This window comes from Pseudomonas sp. NBB (assembly GCF_032701105.1).
Taxonomy (GTDB): Bacteria; Pseudomonadota; Gammaproteobacteria; order Pseudomonadales; family Pseudomonadaceae; genus Aquipseudomonas; species Aquipseudomonas asiatica.
Genome location: NZ_CP103994.1, coordinates 3,413,245 through 3,429,644, shown reverse-complemented (window position 1 = coordinate 3,429,644; position 16,400 = coordinate 3,413,245). Strand labels below are relative to the sequence as shown.

Here is a 16,400-nt window from a genome sequence, read left to right as displayed (position 1 = left end):
ATTCGTTGCTGGCGGCAAAAGAGGGAGTAGACCACTGTTCATCTGAAAAGTGCGAATAGTTGGTAATCATTCCTATCGAACCACGCCTGTCTGCCGGTTTGCTGGCGCCCGGCGTCTATCAGCGCGCCACCGCCTGGTTCGGTTTGTAGAACAGAAAATGCCTGGTCTGCGCCGTCCGGCGGTAGGCTTTGGCCCAGTCCGGGTGCACATTGCGGTCATGGAAGTACAAGGCACCCCCGGTGCGGTCTCTCAATTGCTGGTTGAGCGCCTTGCGCGCGATCTCCTTGGCAATGTCGTAGCGTTGCGCTTCTTCGACCTGGTCCGGGCGCCCGTCACACCACCAGGAGAACTGGCAGGCCTTGCTTTCCACCCCCTGCTTGACCACGCCGCAGATGGTATCCGGGAAGCCATCGTGGCCCAGGCGGTTGAGCACGACGTTGGCCACGGCGGCCATGTCTTCGGCGTCGGCACCCTTGGCCTCCCAGTAAATGGTGCGGGCCAGGCAGGTGATGCTGTCATCCAGCGGCGCCTGGCCGGCCGGGTCCACTGCCTGTGCTTCGCCCGGTGTGAGGGTCTCGGCCTTTTTCGGGGGTGGCGTGTCATTCACCACTTTTTCCTCGAGCACCTCGGCCTTGTCCTCGGCAACGGCAGCCTTGGCCGGGTCGGCCGCGTGCAAGGGGCCTGCGAGCAGGGCCGAAACCAGGCCGATCACCATCCACGAAAGGCGCATGATGCAAGCTCCCGAACTGTGGGCTGGTTCACAGTCTAGCCAAGCGCAAGCATCAGCACCAAAGGCAGGGTGGCGGCGGCCAACACAGTCTGCAGGGCGATGATGGTGGCCATCAGCGGTGCGTTACCGCCCATTTGCCGGGCCATTACATAGGAAGATGATGCGGTCGGCAGTGCCTGGAACAGCACCGCGACAACCGCTGCCTGGCCACCCAGGCCAAGCAGGCGGCACAAGCCCCAGGTAGTCAGCGGCATGACCAGGAACTTGAATGCCGACGCCGCCATCAGCGGGCGCACCTGCTGGCCCAGGCGGGCACCACCCAGGGCTGCGCCGACGCACAGCAGGCCCAGCGGCAGGGCGGCCTGGCCCAGGGCCTTGACCGTGGGTTCGATACCCGCTGGCAAGCCCAGCCCGCTGGCGCGCAGCAGCAACCCGCCGGCGCAACCGACGATCAAGGGGTTGGCGAAGATGGCCCGCAACACCGTGGCCGGTGAGCTATGGCGGGCGCTGAAGCGGGCGAACACCAACACGCAAAGCAGGTTGACCAGTGGCACGATGGCGGCGTTGGCCACCGCTGCCAGGGCAATGCCGGCGCTGCCGTAGATACCCGCTGCAAGGGTGGCGCCGATGTAGTTGTTGAAGCGGATGCCGCCCTGGAACACCGAGGTGAAGTCGGCACCGTCGTGGTTCATGGCGCCCTGGTACAGCACCAGCAGCACGGCCCCGGCCAGGGTCGAGAGCATCAGCACGCCAACCATGCCCAGCACCGGTACGCCATCGAGGTTGGCGGTGGCCAGGCCATGGAGGAACAGCGACGGCAGCAGTACGTAATAGCTCAGGCGCTCGGCGCCGGGCCAGAAGTTATCGGCGAGAAAGCCGCGCAGGCGCAGGAAAGTGCCCAGGGCAATCAGCAGGATGATCGGCAGCAGGGTAGTCAGCAGCAGGTGGAGCATGATCGACGTTCCGTGGTCGGGTACGGGGCACAGACTACTGGTGCGGATCGATCTGTAAAAACGTTGTTTTCTGCACTGACCATTGAGGAAAAATGCATGGTTGCTCTGGGGGCGCTGTGCGCCCCTTTCGCGACGCAAGGCCGCTCCCACAGGTTTGCCACTGCCTTCAAATGCAACGCGTTCGCTGTGGGAGCGGCCTTGTGTCGCGAAAGGGCCGCGCAGCGGCCCCGGCAATCTCAAGCCTCCAGCGCAGTCTTCAGCACCGCGCTCAAATGCCGCCGCTGGCTCTTCTCATGCTCCAGCAACACCACGCGCCGGGTCAGCTGCGGTTCGCCAAATGGCAGGCAGGTAGCCGGTGGCAAGCGTTGCAGGTCGTCATCGGCCATGGGGATGATTGCCACGCCCAGGCCCATCACCGCCATGCGCGCCAGCGCTTCCTGGCTGTCCAGTTCCATCTGCTCGCTCACCTGCAGATGCTGGCGGCGCAGCTCCTGCTCGATCTGCCGCCCGGCCCAGGCACGCTTGTCGAAGCGCAGGAACGGCTGGCTGGCCAGCAACTGCGGCACGCTTAGCCCGGCCAGGTCGGGACTGGCAATGGTCCAGAAGCGGTCTTCGAACAACGGCGTGAAGTCCAGGCTTTGCGGGTAGGGGCTGACCGGCTCGGTGGTGATTGCCGCATCGAGCTCGCCGTCTTCCACCCGTCGCGCCAGTTCCGCCGACATGCCGGAGGCCACGCTGACATGCAGCTGCGGATGGTGCGCCTTGATCCACACCAGCGCCTTGGGCAGGCGCCGCGCCAGCACGGTGTGGATCGCCCCCAGGCGCAGGCGGCCGCGCAGGCTCGGGCCGCTGGCCAGGGCGTCGGCCAGTTCGTCATAACTAGCCAGGATGGTCTCGGCGCGGGCGACCGCCAACTGGCCGGCTTCGGTCAGCGACACCTGCCGGCGGCTGCGGTCGAACAAGGTCACCTGCAGTTCGTCTTCGAGGGTCTTGATGTGCAGGCTTACCGCCGAAGGGGTGAGGCTGAGCAGGTCGGCGGCACGGGCGAAGGTGCCGTGGCGGGCGATGGTCACCAGGGTGCGCAAGGCTTTGAGGGACATGCGGGTGAGGTCCGGTTTCAAGCTGACAGAGATGCATTGTCAGGCCCGGCCCTTTCGCAGCACAAGGCTGCTCCTACAGCGAGTCGAGGCTGGTAGAGGCAGTATTTCTCAGCGCCCACCACGCCCATAGGCCTGGCTGATCCGATCGATCACCATGGCCAGGGCGACGATCGCCAGCCCGGCCTCGACGCCTTGGCCGACATTCAGCGTCTGGATCCCTGACAGCACATCCTCGCCCAGCCCGCGGGCACCAATCATCGAAGCCACCACCACCATCGACAGGGCCATCATCACCGACTGGTTGAGCCCGGCCATGATGCTCGGCAGCGCCAGCGGCAGGGCGATGCGCCGCAACCGCTGCCAGCGGCTGGCCCCCAGGCCATGGGCGGCTTGCAGCAGCGAAGGGTCGATCTGGCTCAGGCCCAGTTCGGTCAGCCGCACCAGCGGTGGCAGGGCATAGATCAGTGTGGCGAACACGGCGGGCACCTTGCCCAGGCCGAACAGCATCAGCACCGGGATCAGGTAAACGAAGGCCGGCAAGGTCTGCATCACATCCAGTACCGGCAACAGCAAGCGCTTCGCCAGTGGCCGGGCAGCCAGCAGGATGCCCAGCGGCACGCCCACCAGCACGCAGAGGCCGGTACTGACCAGCACCAACGCCATGGTCTGCAGCAGTTTGTCCCACAACCCGAGCATACCGATCAGGGCCAGCAGCGCCACCAGTACCGCGCTGCGCAGCACGCTGCGGCTGGCATGCCAGGCAAGCAGGCCGATCAGCAACAGCAGCAGCCACCACGGCAGCAGGCGCAGCAGGGTTTCCAGGCCGACCAGCAGTTGCAGCAACTGGTCCGAGACGCTGCGCAGGTGATCGCCGTAATGCAGTACCAGCCAGTCGACCAGGCGGTTGACGCTGTCGGCAAAGGAGAATTGCAGGGCCTCGGGGAAGCCGCCGCTCACAGGCTGGCCTCGACCTTGGTGGCAATGTCCGCAGGCAACCAGGCTTTCCACACCTCGCGGTTATTGCGCAGGAAGGTGAGGGCAGCGTCGCGGGGCGGCGTTCGCTTTTCGCTCATGTCGGCCAGTGCCTTGTTCAGTCGGTCGATGGGCAGGTCGACCCGCTCGAACATGCTCACCAGTTCCGGGTAGCCCTCGCGAAAGGCCTTGGACACGCCAATCGACAATTTGGCCGGCAGCGAGCTGCTGCCCTTGGGCTCGGGGTTGCCGGCATCGGTGAGGGTGGCCCAGGCCTGGGCATCGAACGGCGGCTCTTGCAGGCGTATGAGCTTGTAACGCCCCATCAAAGGGGTCGGGTTCCAGTAGTAGAACAGCACCGGTTGGCCACGGCGGATGGCCGAGCCGATTTCGGCATCCATTGCAGCCCCGGAGCCACTGCGGAAGTTGGTATAGAGATCATTCAGCCCGTAGGCCTTGAGTTTCTGGCTGTTGACGGTTTCGGATGTCCAGCCGCTGGGGCTATTCAGAAAGCGCCCTTTACCGGGTGACTCGGGGTCGCGGAACACCTGCGGGTAACGTTTCAGGTCCTCGACGCTGCGCAATTGCGGCGCTACGGGTTTCAGTTTGCGCGCGTCATCGCCCTCGATCACATAGGCCGGCACCCACCAGCCTTCTTCGGCGTTCTTGACCGTGTCGCCCAAGGCAAACACCTGGCCGGCCTGTTCTGCCTTGACCCAGGCTGGGCTGCGCCCGGCCCATTCCTCGGCGATTACTTGCAGGTCGTTGCGCGCCAGGGCCACTTCCATGCTGACGGTGCTGCCGGGCAGGGTGTCGGTGGTGTAGCCGTAGCCACGCTCCACGATCAGCCGCAGGATCTCGGTGGTGAGGGCACCGCTTTCCCAGCCGATGGCGCCAAAGCGGATGGGCGTGGTGCGTTCTGCGGAGGCGGCGCTGTCGGTGCTGGCCAGGCCGACGGCGAGCAGCAGGCCGGCCAGCAACGTCGGAATCTTTTTCATGGGGCCTCTTGGAGTGGCGCTACTGAGTTGCCGCAAGTGTAGACGACCGGCTCCAGGCCCGGCAGGAAGGCCGCTGCACGCGATTGGCAGCGGCCTGCAAGTGACTTAGACGCGGAACTGGTCCATCAGCGCCTGTTGCTGGTTGGCCAGGCTGTTCAGCGACTGGCTTACCCGCGCCGACTCGTTGGCCTGCCCCGACAGCGATTCGGTGACATCACGGATGGTTGCCACGTTGCTGTTGATTTCCTCCGCCACTGCGCTTTGCTCCTCGGCGGCCGAGGCGATCTGCAGGTTCATGTCGGTGATCACCGTCACTGCCTGGCCGATGCGCTGCAGCGCGGTGACTGCCTGGCCAACCTGCTGCACGCCGCTCTGGGCTTGGCGGTGGCTGTTGTCCATGGCCCCGACCACCTCGCGAGTGCCGTTCTGCAAGGCCTCGATCACCTGGCGCGTTTCTTCCACCGATTCCTGGGTACGCTGGGCCAGGTTGCGTACCTCGTCCGCGACCACGGCAAAGCCACGGCCGGCTTCACCGGCGCGGGCCGCCTCGATGGCGGCGTTGAGCGCCAGCAAGTTGGTCTGTTCGGCGATCGAGCGGATCACCTCCAGCACCGAACCGATTTTCTCGCTGTTCTGCGCCAGGCCCTCCACTTCGCTCATGGCGTTGCTCATGTCGGCAGCCAGGGCATCGATGCTGTGGGTGGTGCGGTCGATCACCGCCAGACCTTCGCGGGTGGCCTGGTCGGCATCGCGGGCGGCTTGCGCGGCCTGGGCGGCGCTGCGGGCGACGTCCTGGGCGGTGGCACTCATCTCGTGCGAAGCAGTGGCCACCTGGTCGACCTGGCGGTACTGCTGCTCCATGCCGGCGCTGGTCTGGGTGGCAATTGCCGAAGACTGGTCGGCGGTGCCACGGGCGGCCTGCACCGAGCGTTTGACCTCGGCAATGGTCGGCTGCAGCTTGTCGAGGAAGCGGTTGAACCAGCCGGCCAGTTCGCCCAGTTCGTCCTGCTTCTGGTAGGTCAGGCGGCGGGTCAGGTCACCTTCGCCGCTGGCAATGTCCTTGAGCATGCTTGCCACGCCGAGGATCGGCCGGGTAACGCCTCGGGCCATCAGCCACACCATCAGCAGGCCGGCAATCGCCGCCGCCAGGCCCAGGCCAAGTTCCAGCAGGGTGCCGCTGGTGTTCAGCGCGTCCAGTTCCTGTTTCAGCGCTTCGGCCGGCCCGGTCAGGGCGTTCTCCGGCACATCCAGCAGCACGCCCCAAGGCTGGGCATCCGGGATCGGCTGGAAGGCGGCCAGCACCTTCAGGCGCTGCTGGTCGTGCACGATGGTCATCTTGCCGTCGGCCAGCTTGCGCACCAGTTCAGCACCCTTGGCGGTGTCGACCTGGTCGAAGCGCTGGGCCAGCTTGCTGGCGTCGGCGCTGTAGCCGGCCAGCAGGCCGACCGGGCTGAGGATGCCGACCGTGGTGCGGCCTTCGTACAGGCTGCGGCTGGCCTCCTGGCTCAGGGCCTGCAGGCTGTTGAGGTTGATGTCGATGGACAGGGTGGCGATCACCTTGCCGTCGACTGCCAGCGGGAAGACGATGCTGGTCATCAGCACCTGCTGGCCATCGATGTCGTAGAAGTAGGGCTCCACCACGCACACCTTGCCGGATGTGCGCGGGCACACCCACCAGGTATTGGCTGGCTGGCCGCTGGGGCCGATCTCGGTGTTGGCCATGTCATGTTCGGGCAGGGCCATGGCCGTCAGCTGGCCGACACGCGGCTGCGACCAGTACAGGGCGAAGCGCCCGGTTTCGTTGCTGCCCAGTTCTGCCTTGCCGGCGAACAGGCTGTCCTTGTTGTCCAGGGCGTTGGGCTCGAATACCAGCGACAGGCCGAGCAGCTCAGGGTTGGCCTGCAGGGCGGCGCGCACCTGGCGGGTCATGTCCTCGCGCAGGTCGAAGGCATCGAGAAAGCGCTTTTCCGCCTGCTCGCGCAGGAACAGCACCTGGCGGGCGAAACCGGCGCCGTACTGGTAGGCGTCCATGAACTGGCGGCGGATGTTCAGCGCCTGCACCTCGCCCTGCGACTCGATGCGCGACTGCGCCGACTCGGTCAGCATCTGCATGCTGCTGGCCTTGACCAGGTCCGAGCTGTGGTCCATGCGATACAGCGACAGGCCGACGAGCAGGGTGACGATGCCGGCCAGGCAGAGACCGGCGAGCAGGGTGATCTTCCACTGGATGGAAAGTTGTCGCAAAGGCATGGGGTGGGTCCCTTGTAATAAGAGTGTGGCTGACGAATGTGTCGGCTGGCGCGGGCTTTTCTTTATTCAAACGTTCAATTTAATCCGCAGGCCGCGCGGGGCGTTGGTAATCCGCCGCAACATGGCGCTTTTGACATCTGCTGCCCACTGCTTCAGAGTGCGCGCTTTTTTTCTGTCGCAATGAGGTAAGTCAACCATGAATGCAGTGATCGCCGCGGTCGGCATCATGCTGATACTCAGCCTGTCCCGCGTGCACGTGGTCATCGCCCTGATCGTCGGGGCCCTGGCCGGTGGGCTGGTGGGGGGGCTGGGCATCGAAGGTACGCTCAAGGCCTTCAACGGCGGCCTCGGCGGCGGGGCCACGGTAGCCCTGTCCTATGCACTGCTGGGCGCCTTTGCCGTGGCCATCGCCAAGTCCGGCCTGGCCCATGCCCTGGCCGACCGCGCCCTGGCCATGATCGACCGCCAGGGCCACGCCAGTGGCGGCAAGGTCAAATGGTTGCTGGTGGGCCTGATGCTGGTGGTGGCAGTGTCGTCGCAGAACATCCTGCCTATCCACATCGCCTTCATCCCCTTGCTGGTGCCACCGCTGCTGTACGTGCTGACCCGCCTGCGCATCGACCGCCGGCTGATCGCCTGCGTGATCACCTTTGGCCTGATCACCCCGTACATGTTCCTGCCGGTGGGCTTTGGCAACATCTTCCTCAACGAAATCCTGCTGGCCAACGTCGCCCGCGCGGGTGTCGACGTGAGTGGCGTGAATGTCACCCACGCCATGGCCATCCCGGCCGCTGGCATGCTGGCTGGCCTGTTGCTGGCGGTATTCGTCAGCTACCGCAAGAAGCGTGACTACGACCTGGCGCGCATCGAGCAGGTGGAGCAGGTGAGCGTGCAGTACAACCCGCTGACCCTGCTGGTGGCCGGGCTGGCGATTGCCTCGGCGTTCATCGTCCAGTTGTGGCTGGACTCGATGATCATCGGCGCCATGGTCGGCTTCCTGATCTTCTCGCTGTCGGGCATCGTGCGCTGGAAGGACACTGACGACCTGTTCACCGAAGGCATGAAGATGATGGCCATGATCGGCTTCATCATGATTGCCGCCTCAGGCTTTGCCGACGTGATGAAGGCCACCGGTGAGGTGAACAGCCTGGTGGAAACCTCGGCGCAGTGGATCGACCACAGCAAGGGCGTCGGTGCCTTGCTGATGCTGCTGGTGGGCCTGCTGGTGACCATGGGCATCGGCTCGTCGTTCTCCACCGTGCCGATCCTGGCCGCGATCTTCGTGCCGCTGTGCGTGCAGCTGGGCTTCGACCCGCTGGCCACCGTGTGCATCGTTGGTACCGCCGGTGCCCTGGGCGACGCGGGCTCGCCTGCCTCGGACTCGACCCTGGGCCCGACCTCGGGGTTGAACGTGGATGGCCAGCACCACCATATCTGGGACACCGTGGTGCCTACCTTCATCCACTACAACCTGCCACTGCTGGCGTTCGGCTGGTTGGCGGCGATGACGCTGTAAGACGGGGAGGGCGTCAGCCCTTGTCGGGCGGTGGCGAGATGCGGTTGAGCACGGTGCTGCCGTCCTTGCTGCGGGTCAGGTAGACCGGCAGCACCTTGGGCAGGTTGTTGACCAGGCGCCCCACCTCACGGGTGTTGTAGATACCGCTGATGCGGATGCGGCCGGTGCTGGCGTCGGCCAGCAGCAGCGGTGCGTCGAGGTAGCGGTTGATTATCGGCAGGGCCTGTTCCAGGCTCAGGTTGTCGAGCACCAGCTTGCCGTCGCGCCAGGCCAGGCTGTTGCCGTAGTCCTCGCTCTGCTCCAGTTGCGGCTCGAAGTCGCCCTTGTGATAGCTGGCCTGCATACCAGGGCCCAGGCGGTAGCCACCGGTGCTGCCGTCGCTGGATACCAGTACCGAACCTTCCACCAGGGTGACCTTGACCTGGTCCTGGTACTTCCACACGTTGAACTGGGTGCCGGTGACGCGGGTCTGGCCACGACCGGCATGCACGATGAACGGGTGGCTGCTGTCGTGCTGCACCTTGAAGAACGCCTCGCCACGCTTGAGCGTGACCTGGCGCTGGTCCTTGTAGTTGAGGTAGGTGAGCTCGGTGTTGAGGTTGAGCTGCACCGTGCTGCCGTCGCTTAGCTGCACGGTCTGCATGTGCGCGCCGGCTTCGAAGTGCTGGTAGCGATTGGGCAGCCAGCCTTGTTCCCAGCCCACCCAGCCGGCCAGCGGCAGCACTGCCAGGGCGATCGCGGCGGCGGATGCCAGCGGCCGCCAGTTGCGCTGGCGCGCAGCCTTTTGCAGCGGCGGGTTGAAGTCGATGACGGTGGCATTGCGCGGCAGCAGGTCGGCGGTTTGCCAGATTTCCAGCATCGCCTGGTATTCCTCGGCATGCCGCGGGTCGGCCGCCAGCCAGCGGGCGAACGCCTCGCGCTCGGCCACCGAGCAATCTTCGGCGTGCATGCGCATGCACCAGTGCGCGGCGGCGTCGGTGATGGCATCGTCTGGGCTGGAATTGAGGCGGTCGTGGTTCATTGCGGCTCCGGGTTTTGCGCATTCTACCCTTGCGGGAGGGCTCCCGAGAACCGAGGTAATGGCGAATGACTATCAGTTGTGCCGGTTTTCGTCGGATTGGTGATGGTTTTTCAGCGTTTGAGAACCCTTCGCGCAGGTAAATTCAGGCTGAAATCGTTGGGGCTGCTGCGCAGCCCTTTCGCGACACAAGGCCGCTCCCACAGGTGCAGCGCTGCCCGATGGGTTGGTGGGATGCCTGTGGGAGCGGCCTTGTGTCGCGAAAGGGGCGCACAGCGCCCCCAGCGGCTCATCAGAACTGCGCCGCCTCCAAACCATAAAGGCTGCCACTACCTGCCCGGATACTGGCCTCCAGCCCCAACCCGCGCGGCAAGACCCGCTGGAAGAAGAACTCCGCACACGCAAGCTTGGCCCCATGAAACGCGGCATCCTCGTCACGCCTGGCCAACGCCACCGCCGCCATCCGCGCCCACATGAAGGCGTACGCAGTCAGCCCGAACAGCTGCAGGTATTCCACCGCCACCGCGCTGACCAGGTTGGCATCCTCGCCGGCCCGCGCCCGCAGCCAGGCGCTGGTCGCTTCCAGCCGCGCCAGGCTCGCTTGCAGGGCTTCACGGTGCAGGGGCGCATCAACGCTGAAGGCCCGCACCTCGGCGGCAAAGCCGGCCAGCGCCTGGCCACCGTCGGCCAGCACCTTGCGCCCGAGCAGGTCGAGGGCCTGGATGCCGTTGGTGCCTTCATAGATCTGCGCGATGCGCACATCGCGCACCCGCTGCTCCTGGCCCCATTCGCGAATGTAGCCATGGCCGCCATACACCTGCTGGCCGAGCACACAGCTTTCCAGGCCGTTGTCGGTGAAGAACGCCTTGGCCACCGGCGTCAGCAGCGCCACCAGGCGTTGCGCATGTTCGCGCTCGCCGGCGTCTTCGGCGTAGCGTGCCAGGTCCAGCTGCTGGCTGACGTAGGCGGCAAACGCCCGGCCACCTTCGGTGAGGGTGCGCATGGTCAGCAACATGCGCCGCACATCGCCATGGTGAATGATCGGGTCGGCAACCTTGTCCTGTGCCTGCGGGCCGCTGGCGGCGCGGCTTTGCAGGCGCTCGTTGGCGTAGCGGGCGGCGCTCTGGTAGGACGCCTCGGCACAACCGATGCCCTGGATGCCGATGGACAGGCGCTCGTAGTTCATCATGGTGAACATCGCCGCCAGGCCCTTGTTCGGCTCGCCGACCAGGTAGCCGACGGCACCATCGAGGTTCATCACACAGGTGGCCGAGGCCTTGATGCCCATCTTGTGTTCGATCGAGCCGCAATGGGCGGCGTTGCGCGCCCCCAGGCGGCCATCGGCCTCGACCAGGTACTTGGGCACCAGGAACAGCGAGATGCCCTTGGCGCCGGTGGGCGCATCCGGCAGCTTGGCCAGCACCAGGTGGACGATGTTCTCGGTCAGGTCCTGTTCGCCGCCGGTGATGAAGATCTTGCTGCCGCTGATGCGATAGCTGCCATCGGCCTGGGGCTCGGCGCGGCTGCGGATCAGCCCAAGGTCGGTGCCGGCATGGGGTTCGGTGAGGCACATGGTGCCAGCCCAGCGGCCTTCGTACAGGGGCGGCAGGTAGGTGGCCTTGAGTGTTTCGCTGGCGTGGGCATCGATCGCCAGGCAGCTGCCGGCGCTCAATGCCGAATACAGGCTGAAGCTGCAGTCGGCGGCGTAGAGCATTTCTTCGAACAGCACACCGAGCATTTTCGGCATGCCCATGCCGCCATGTTCAGGATTGCCGCCGAGGCCGACCCAACCGCCTTCACGGTAGGTGTGCCAGGCCTCGCGGAAGCCGTCGGGTGTAGTGACTTCACCAGCGGCGAAGCGCACGCCTTGCTCGTCACCGTTGCGGCTGAGCGGGGCAATCAGCTGGCCGGTGACTTTGGCTGCTTCCTCGAGGATGGCATCGGCGGTATCGGCGTCGATGCGCTCGGCCAGGGCGGGCAGGCGGGCCCACAGGGCCGGGGCGTTGAACACGTCATGCAGGACGAAGCGCATGTCGCGCAGGGGGGCGGAGTAGGTAGTCATCGGTAGCTCTTGAGAAGTGGGAAATCTGGGCTGGCCTCTTCGCGGGTAAACCCGCTCCCACAGGGATCGCGCCAAACCTGAGCACATTGCTGTACCTGTGGGAGCGGGTTTACCCGCGAAGAGGCCGCTACGGGTTCAGAGGGCTTTGGCCCGGTCGCGCAGCACGTACTTCTGGATCTTGCCGGTGGAGGTCTTGGGCAGTTCGCCGAACACCACGGTCTTCGGCACCTTGAACCCGGCCAGGTGCTCGCGGCACCAGCTGGTGATGTCGGCTTCGCGGGTGTCTTCGCGGCCCGGCTTGAGCGCAACGAAGGCGCACGGGGTTTCTCCCCACTTTTCATCCGGGCGTGCCACCACCGCGGCCTCCAGCACCGCCGGGTGCTTGTACAGGGCGTCTTCGACCTCGATGGTGGAAATGTTCTCGCCACCGGAAATGATGATGTCCTTGAGCCGGTCCTTGATCTCGACATAGCCGTCGGTATGCCACACAGCCAGGTCACCGGTATGGAACCAGCCGCCACGGAAGGCTTCGGCGGTAGCCTCGGGGTTCTTCAGGTAGCCCTTCATCACCGTGTTGCCACGCATGAAGATCTCGCCCAAGGTGTTGCCGTCGCGCGGTACCGGCTCGAGGGTTTGCGGGTCGGCGACCATCAGGCCGTCGAGGGTCGGGTAGCGCACGCCCTGGCGGGACTTGATCCGTGCCCTCTCTTCCAGCGACAGGTCATCCCATTCGTCATGCCAGGCACACACGGTCACCGGGCCGTAGACTTCGGTCAGGCCGTAGGTGTGGGTGACCTGGATGCCCATCTCTTCCACTGCGCCGATGACCTTCGCAGGTGGCGCGGCGCCCGCGACCATGGCCTGCACCGGGTGCTCGATGGCCGCCTTGGCCGCCTCGGGCATGTTGACCAGGGCGTTGAGCACGATCGGCGCGCCGCACAGGTGGCTGACCCGGTGCTCGCGGATCAGGGTCAGGATCTTCTGCGGGTCGACCCGGCGCAGGAACACATGGGTGCCGGCCAGCGCGGTGATGGTCCATGGGTAGCACCAGCCGTTGCAGTGGAACATCGGCAGGGTCCACAGGTACACCGGGCGATGGCCCATGCCCCAGACCATCTGGTTGCCCAGGGCGTTCAGGTAAGCGCCACGGTGGTGGTAGACCACGCCCTTGGGGTTGCCGGTGGTGCCGGAGGTGTAGTTGAGCGAGATCGCCTGCCACTCGTCATCGGGCCATTCCCAGGCAAAGTCCGGGTCGCCTTCGGCGAGGAACGCTTCATAATCCAGTTCGCTGACCGCACGGCCTTCGCCGTACTCCGGGTCATCCACATCCACCACCAATGGCGGGTGCTCGAGCAAGGCCAGGGCCGCCTCGATGACCGTGTGGAACTCGCGGTCGGTGATCAGCACCTTGGCCTCGCCATGCTGCAGCATGAAGGCGATGGCCTCGGCGTCCAGGCGTACGTTCAGGGTATTGAGCACGGCACCGGTCATGGGCACGCCAAAATGGGCTTCGAGCATGGCCGGAATATTGGGCAACATCACCGCCACGGTGTCGCCACGGCCGATACCCCGGCCCACCAACGCGCTGGCCAGGCGCCGACAGCGTTGGTAGGTCTGCTGCCAGTTACGGCGGATGGCACCGTGGATCACCGCCGGATAATCGCCATATACGGCAGCGGTGCGTTCGATGAAACTCAGCGGGGTGAGGGCGACATGGTTGACGGCAGCGGGCATCAGGCCCTGGGCATAGATCGACATGCGGTAATCCTGTAGAGGAGGCAGGCACAACCTGTGCGCTTGACCCCCGGTGGCTGATTGTTAGCTCTGTTCAGGGTGCAGGGAGGCGGACGGTGGGCCGCTCCCCTTGTCGCAGTTTTACGCGAGTCGCTATGGTATTAGGAATATCGACTATAGCAATATAGTAAAACTACTATAACAACGAGCCGCCTACCGTGGACAACACTGCCTATCCCTTGCTCGCCAAGGACCCGCAACCCAGCCTGATGCTGGCCGGCGACGCCAGGCCGCTGGCACTCAACCCGGCGCTGCAGGCCTGGGTCGATGAAGGCCCGGCACTGGCCAGCTGGCTGCCGGGCAACTGCGCCGCCCTGGTGCGCGCCTGCCTGCGCCAGCGCCGGGCGATCGCCGATGTCGAGGTGCAGGTCGGTGAACGCATCGTGCTGTGGAGCTTCATCCCTGACGACCAGGGCCAGCAGGTGCTGGCGCGTGGCCGCGACGCCAGCGACGAGCGTCATGGCGCACGCGAGGCCAGCCGCGCCCGGCGCCTGTACCGGCTGATCATTGAGAACACCACCGACCTGATCTCCCGGCATAGCCCCGATGGCCGTTTCCTCGATGCTTCGCCGGCAGCATTCCGCCTGCTTGGCCTGTGGCCCGAGCAACTGCGCGGCATGGCCGTACATACCCTGCTGCACCCGCGCGAGCGCCGCCAGGTGCTGCGCCAGGCCGCCGCCGCCCTGGACCAGGACGGCTACCACACCATGACCTGCCGAGTGCGCCAGGCCGCAGGCGGCTACCGCTGGTTCGAAATCGCCAGCCGGGCCATCCGCGAAACCTACACCGGCGCGGTGGTGGAGGTGGTCAGCGTGTCTCGCGACATCACCCTGCGCATCGAGGCCCAGGAAAGCCTGGCGCACAGTGCCCGGCTGGCCACCTTGGGCGAGCTGGCTTCGGGCATTGCCCACGAGATCAACCAGCCGTTGGCCGCGGTGGTCAACTATGCCAACGCCAGCCAGCGTTACCTGCAGGGCCTGGAGCGCGACCCGCAGGCCCGAGAGCGGGTAGGGCAGGGCCTGCAGCGCATCAGCGAACAGGCCACCCATGCCGCCGAAGTGATCCGCCGCCTGCGCGCCTTCCTGCGCAAGGGGCCGCGCCGCCTGCAGGCTCTGGACGTGGCCGAGGTGGCCGGCGAAGCCATGCGCCTGTGCGCCTGGGAAGCCGCGCGTGACCAAGTGGTGGTCGAGTTGCGCATGAGCGCGCAGCTGCCCTTGGTGTATGCCGACCGGGTACTGCTGGAGCAAGTGCTGTTGAACCTGTTGCGCAACGCCATCGATGCCAACCGCGAGCAGCATGGCGAGCGGCCGTCACGTATCCTGCTGGGCGCTGCGCGCGATGGTGATGGCGTGCTGGTCGAGGTGGCCGACCAGGGCCCGGGCGTGGCGCCCGAGCGCCTGGATGAAATCTTCACGCCGTTCACCACCAGCAAGGCCGATGGCCTGGGCCTTGGCCTGAGCATGAGCCGCAGCCTGATCGAGGGCTTTGGTGGCAGCCTGTGGGCGCGAGCCGGTGACAATGGCGGTCTGGTACTGTGCTGCCGCCTGGCGGTCAGCAGGGGATAAGGGGAGATGGCGGTGCAAGCGAAAGTGTATGTGGTCGATGACGACCAGGGTATGCGCGACTCGACGGTGTGGCTGTTGCAGTCGGTGGGTTTGCAGGCCTTGCCGTTCGCCGGCGGGCAGGCGTTTCTCGACGCCTGCGTCGACGATGGGCCGGCCTGTGTGCTGCTGGATGTGCGCATGCCGGGGCTGGGCGGGTTGGCGGTGCAGCAGGCGATGCGCGAGCGTGGCCTGGGTTTGCCGGTGATTTTCGTCAGCGGCCATGCCGATGTGCCGATCGTGGTGCGGGCATTCAAGGCCGGCGCCTGCGACTTCATCGAGAAACCCTACAACGACCAGTTGCTGCTCGACAGCGTGCAGGCCGCGTTGGAAAGCGCCGGGCGGGCACGCCAGGACGACCAGGCGCTGGCCCGGGTGCAGGCGCGCATCGATGGCCTGACCCCACGCGAGCGCGACGTGTTCGTGCCGTTGGCCCAAGGGTTGAGCAACCGCGAGATTGCCGAACGGCTGGGCGTCAGCGTGAAGACGGTGGACCTGTACCGGGGGCGGGTGATGAAGCGGTTGCAGGCCGATAGCCTGGCGGAGTTGGTGGGCATGGCCATTGCCTGCGGGGCGGTGGAGGCACTGGGCCTGCGATTGCGGCAGTGACAGCAGTCACAGTTCCCTGTGGGAGATGACCCAGCCCTTTGGGCTGCGTTGTCGCGTAGATAACTGAAATCGCAAGCAGTCCGCGTACCCTGTGGGAGCGGCTTCAGCCGCGAAGAATCCAATGCGGTGCATGGCACCGGCTGCGCCGGTGTTCGCGGCTAAAGCCGCTCCCACAAGAGCCTCCCTCGGCAGGCGAGAGAAGGGGAACATCATGAAATTTTCCATAGCAACCTAATCAAAGCTTTGACATTCACTGCCTAGGCAGTAATATTTCTACACAATTACCCGAGCAGCCTCCAATGGCCCATTTCTCCCCCGAAAACTTCCAGACCTGCGCCATCGGCATGCTGCTTGGCCGGGCGGCGATCCTGAAGGACCGCACTCTCGACTGGCACCTCGAATCCGAAGGCGTCACCGCCGCGCAGTTCAAGGTGCTGATCATCGTCACCCAGTACCAGGTGGACACCCCGGCCGAGCTGTGCCGGTACCTGGGCCTGGACAGCGGATCGATGACCCGCATGCTCGACCGCCTCGAGCAGAAGGAACTGATCGTGCGCAACCGTTGCGCCGACGACCGTCGCCAGGTGCGCCTGGCGCTTACCGCCGATGGCCAGCGCCTGGCTGACCGCCTGCCGGAAATCGGCGCGGCGGCCATGAACGAGCTGTGCGGCGTGCTGGCACCCGAAGAGCTCGCGACCCTGGAAGGCCTGCTGGCCAAGGTCCTGCTCGCTGCCGGCGACCCGTTGACGATCCGCCGCTTCGGCGATCGTTGATCCCTGTCACGAATTATCCAAGGT

Annotated in this window: 12 protein-coding genes and 2 pseudogenes; 4 read left to right on the top strand and 10 right to left on the bottom strand. The window is 65.6% G+C overall.

All coding sequences use genetic code 11. The features are described from left to right. Positions 1–118: 118 nt before the first annotated feature. The 7 genes and pseudogenes from NY023_RS16000 to NY023_RS27755 form a co-directional block, all read right to left on the bottom strand. Positions 119–730, bottom strand: coding sequence for a cell wall hydrolase (locus NY023_RS16000; protein WP_023663417.1), 612 nt, complete (start codon positions 728–730; stop codon positions 119–121). A 35-nt stretch (positions 731–765) separates the two neighbouring features. Beyond that, entirely contained in the window at positions 766–1,683 is a 918-nt protein-coding gene (locus tag NY023_RS15995) for an AEC family transporter (RefSeq protein ID WP_013972955.1), read from the bottom strand. Positions 1,684–1,919: 236 nt separating this feature from the next. Further along, a complete protein-coding gene (locus tag NY023_RS15990; RefSeq protein ID WP_024087271.1) occupies positions 1,920–2,783 on the bottom strand; it encodes a LysR family transcriptional regulator in 864 nt (287 codons plus the stop codon). Between the two features lie 108 nt (positions 2,784–2,891). Beyond that, positions 2,892–3,740, bottom strand: coding sequence for an ABC transporter permease (locus NY023_RS15985; protein WP_013972953.1), 849 nt, complete (start codon positions 3,738–3,740; stop codon positions 2,892–2,894). Then, complete coding sequence (locus NY023_RS15980; RefSeq protein WP_013972952.1) at positions 3,737–4,753, bottom strand: ABC transporter substrate-binding protein; 1,017 nt, start codon at positions 4,751–4,753, stop codon at positions 3,737–3,739. Before NY023_RS15980 ends, NY023_RS15985 begins: the two co-directional genes overlap by 4 nt. Before the next feature lie 105 nt (positions 4,754–4,858). Next, positions 4,859–5,371, bottom strand: a pseudogene (locus NY023_RS27760) (methyl-accepting chemotaxis protein); the annotation flags it as partial. 393 nt (positions 5,372–5,764) lie between these two features. After that, a pseudogene (locus NY023_RS27755) lies at positions 5,765–6,682 on the bottom strand (chemotaxis protein); the annotation flags it as partial. Positions 6,683–7,199: 517 nt separating this feature from the next. Here NY023_RS27755 and NY023_RS15970 point away from each other — a divergent pair. Further along, entirely contained in the window at positions 7,200–8,519 is a 1,320-nt protein-coding gene (locus NY023_RS15970) for a Na+/H+ antiporter family protein (RefSeq protein ID WP_013972950.1), read from the top strand. 13 nt (positions 8,520–8,532) lie between these two features. Here the strand turns inward: NY023_RS15970 and NY023_RS15965 are convergent, their stop codons facing one another. The 3 genes from NY023_RS15965 to NY023_RS15955 all read right to left on the bottom strand — a co-directional run bounded on the left by NY023_RS15965 (position 8,533) and on the right by NY023_RS15955 (position 13,357). Beyond that, positions 8,533–9,540, bottom strand: coding sequence for a FecR family protein (locus NY023_RS15965; protein WP_013972949.1), 1,008 nt, complete (start codon positions 9,538–9,540; stop codon positions 8,533–8,535). Between the two features lie 289 nt (positions 9,541–9,829). After that, positions 9,830–11,599, bottom strand: coding sequence for an acyl-CoA dehydrogenase C-terminal domain-containing protein (locus NY023_RS15960; protein WP_013972948.1), 1,770 nt, complete (start codon positions 11,597–11,599; stop codon positions 9,830–9,832). A gap of 135 nt (positions 11,600–11,734) precedes the next feature. Then, positions 11,735–13,357: an acyl-CoA synthetase gene (locus NY023_RS15955; protein ID WP_013972947.1), complete on the bottom strand. Its 1,623-nt coding sequence runs from the start codon at positions 13,355–13,357 to the stop codon at positions 11,735–11,737. Positions 13,358–13,551: 194 nt separating this feature from the next. On the opposite strand from NY023_RS15955, the gene NY023_RS15950 reads away from it, so the two are divergent. The 3 genes from NY023_RS15950 (at position 13,552) to NY023_RS15940 (ending at position 16,376) form a co-directional block, all read left to right on the top strand. Next, positions 13,552–14,958: a sensor histidine kinase gene (locus NY023_RS15950; RefSeq protein ID WP_013972946.1), complete on the top strand. Its 1,407-nt coding sequence runs from the start codon at positions 13,552–13,554 to the stop codon at positions 14,956–14,958. A 6-nt stretch (positions 14,959–14,964) separates the two neighbouring features. Beyond that, positions 14,965–15,603 (top strand): response regulator transcription factor, encoded by a 639-nt coding sequence (locus NY023_RS15945; RefSeq protein ID WP_013972945.1) that lies wholly within the window; start codon positions 14,965–14,967, stop codon positions 15,601–15,603. A 299-nt stretch (positions 15,604–15,902) separates the two neighbouring features. After that, positions 15,903–16,376: a MarR family winged helix-turn-helix transcriptional regulator gene (locus NY023_RS15940; RefSeq protein ID WP_013972944.1), complete on the top strand. Its 474-nt coding sequence runs from the start codon at positions 15,903–15,905 to the stop codon at positions 16,374–16,376. Positions 16,377–16,400 lie beyond the last annotated feature (24 nt).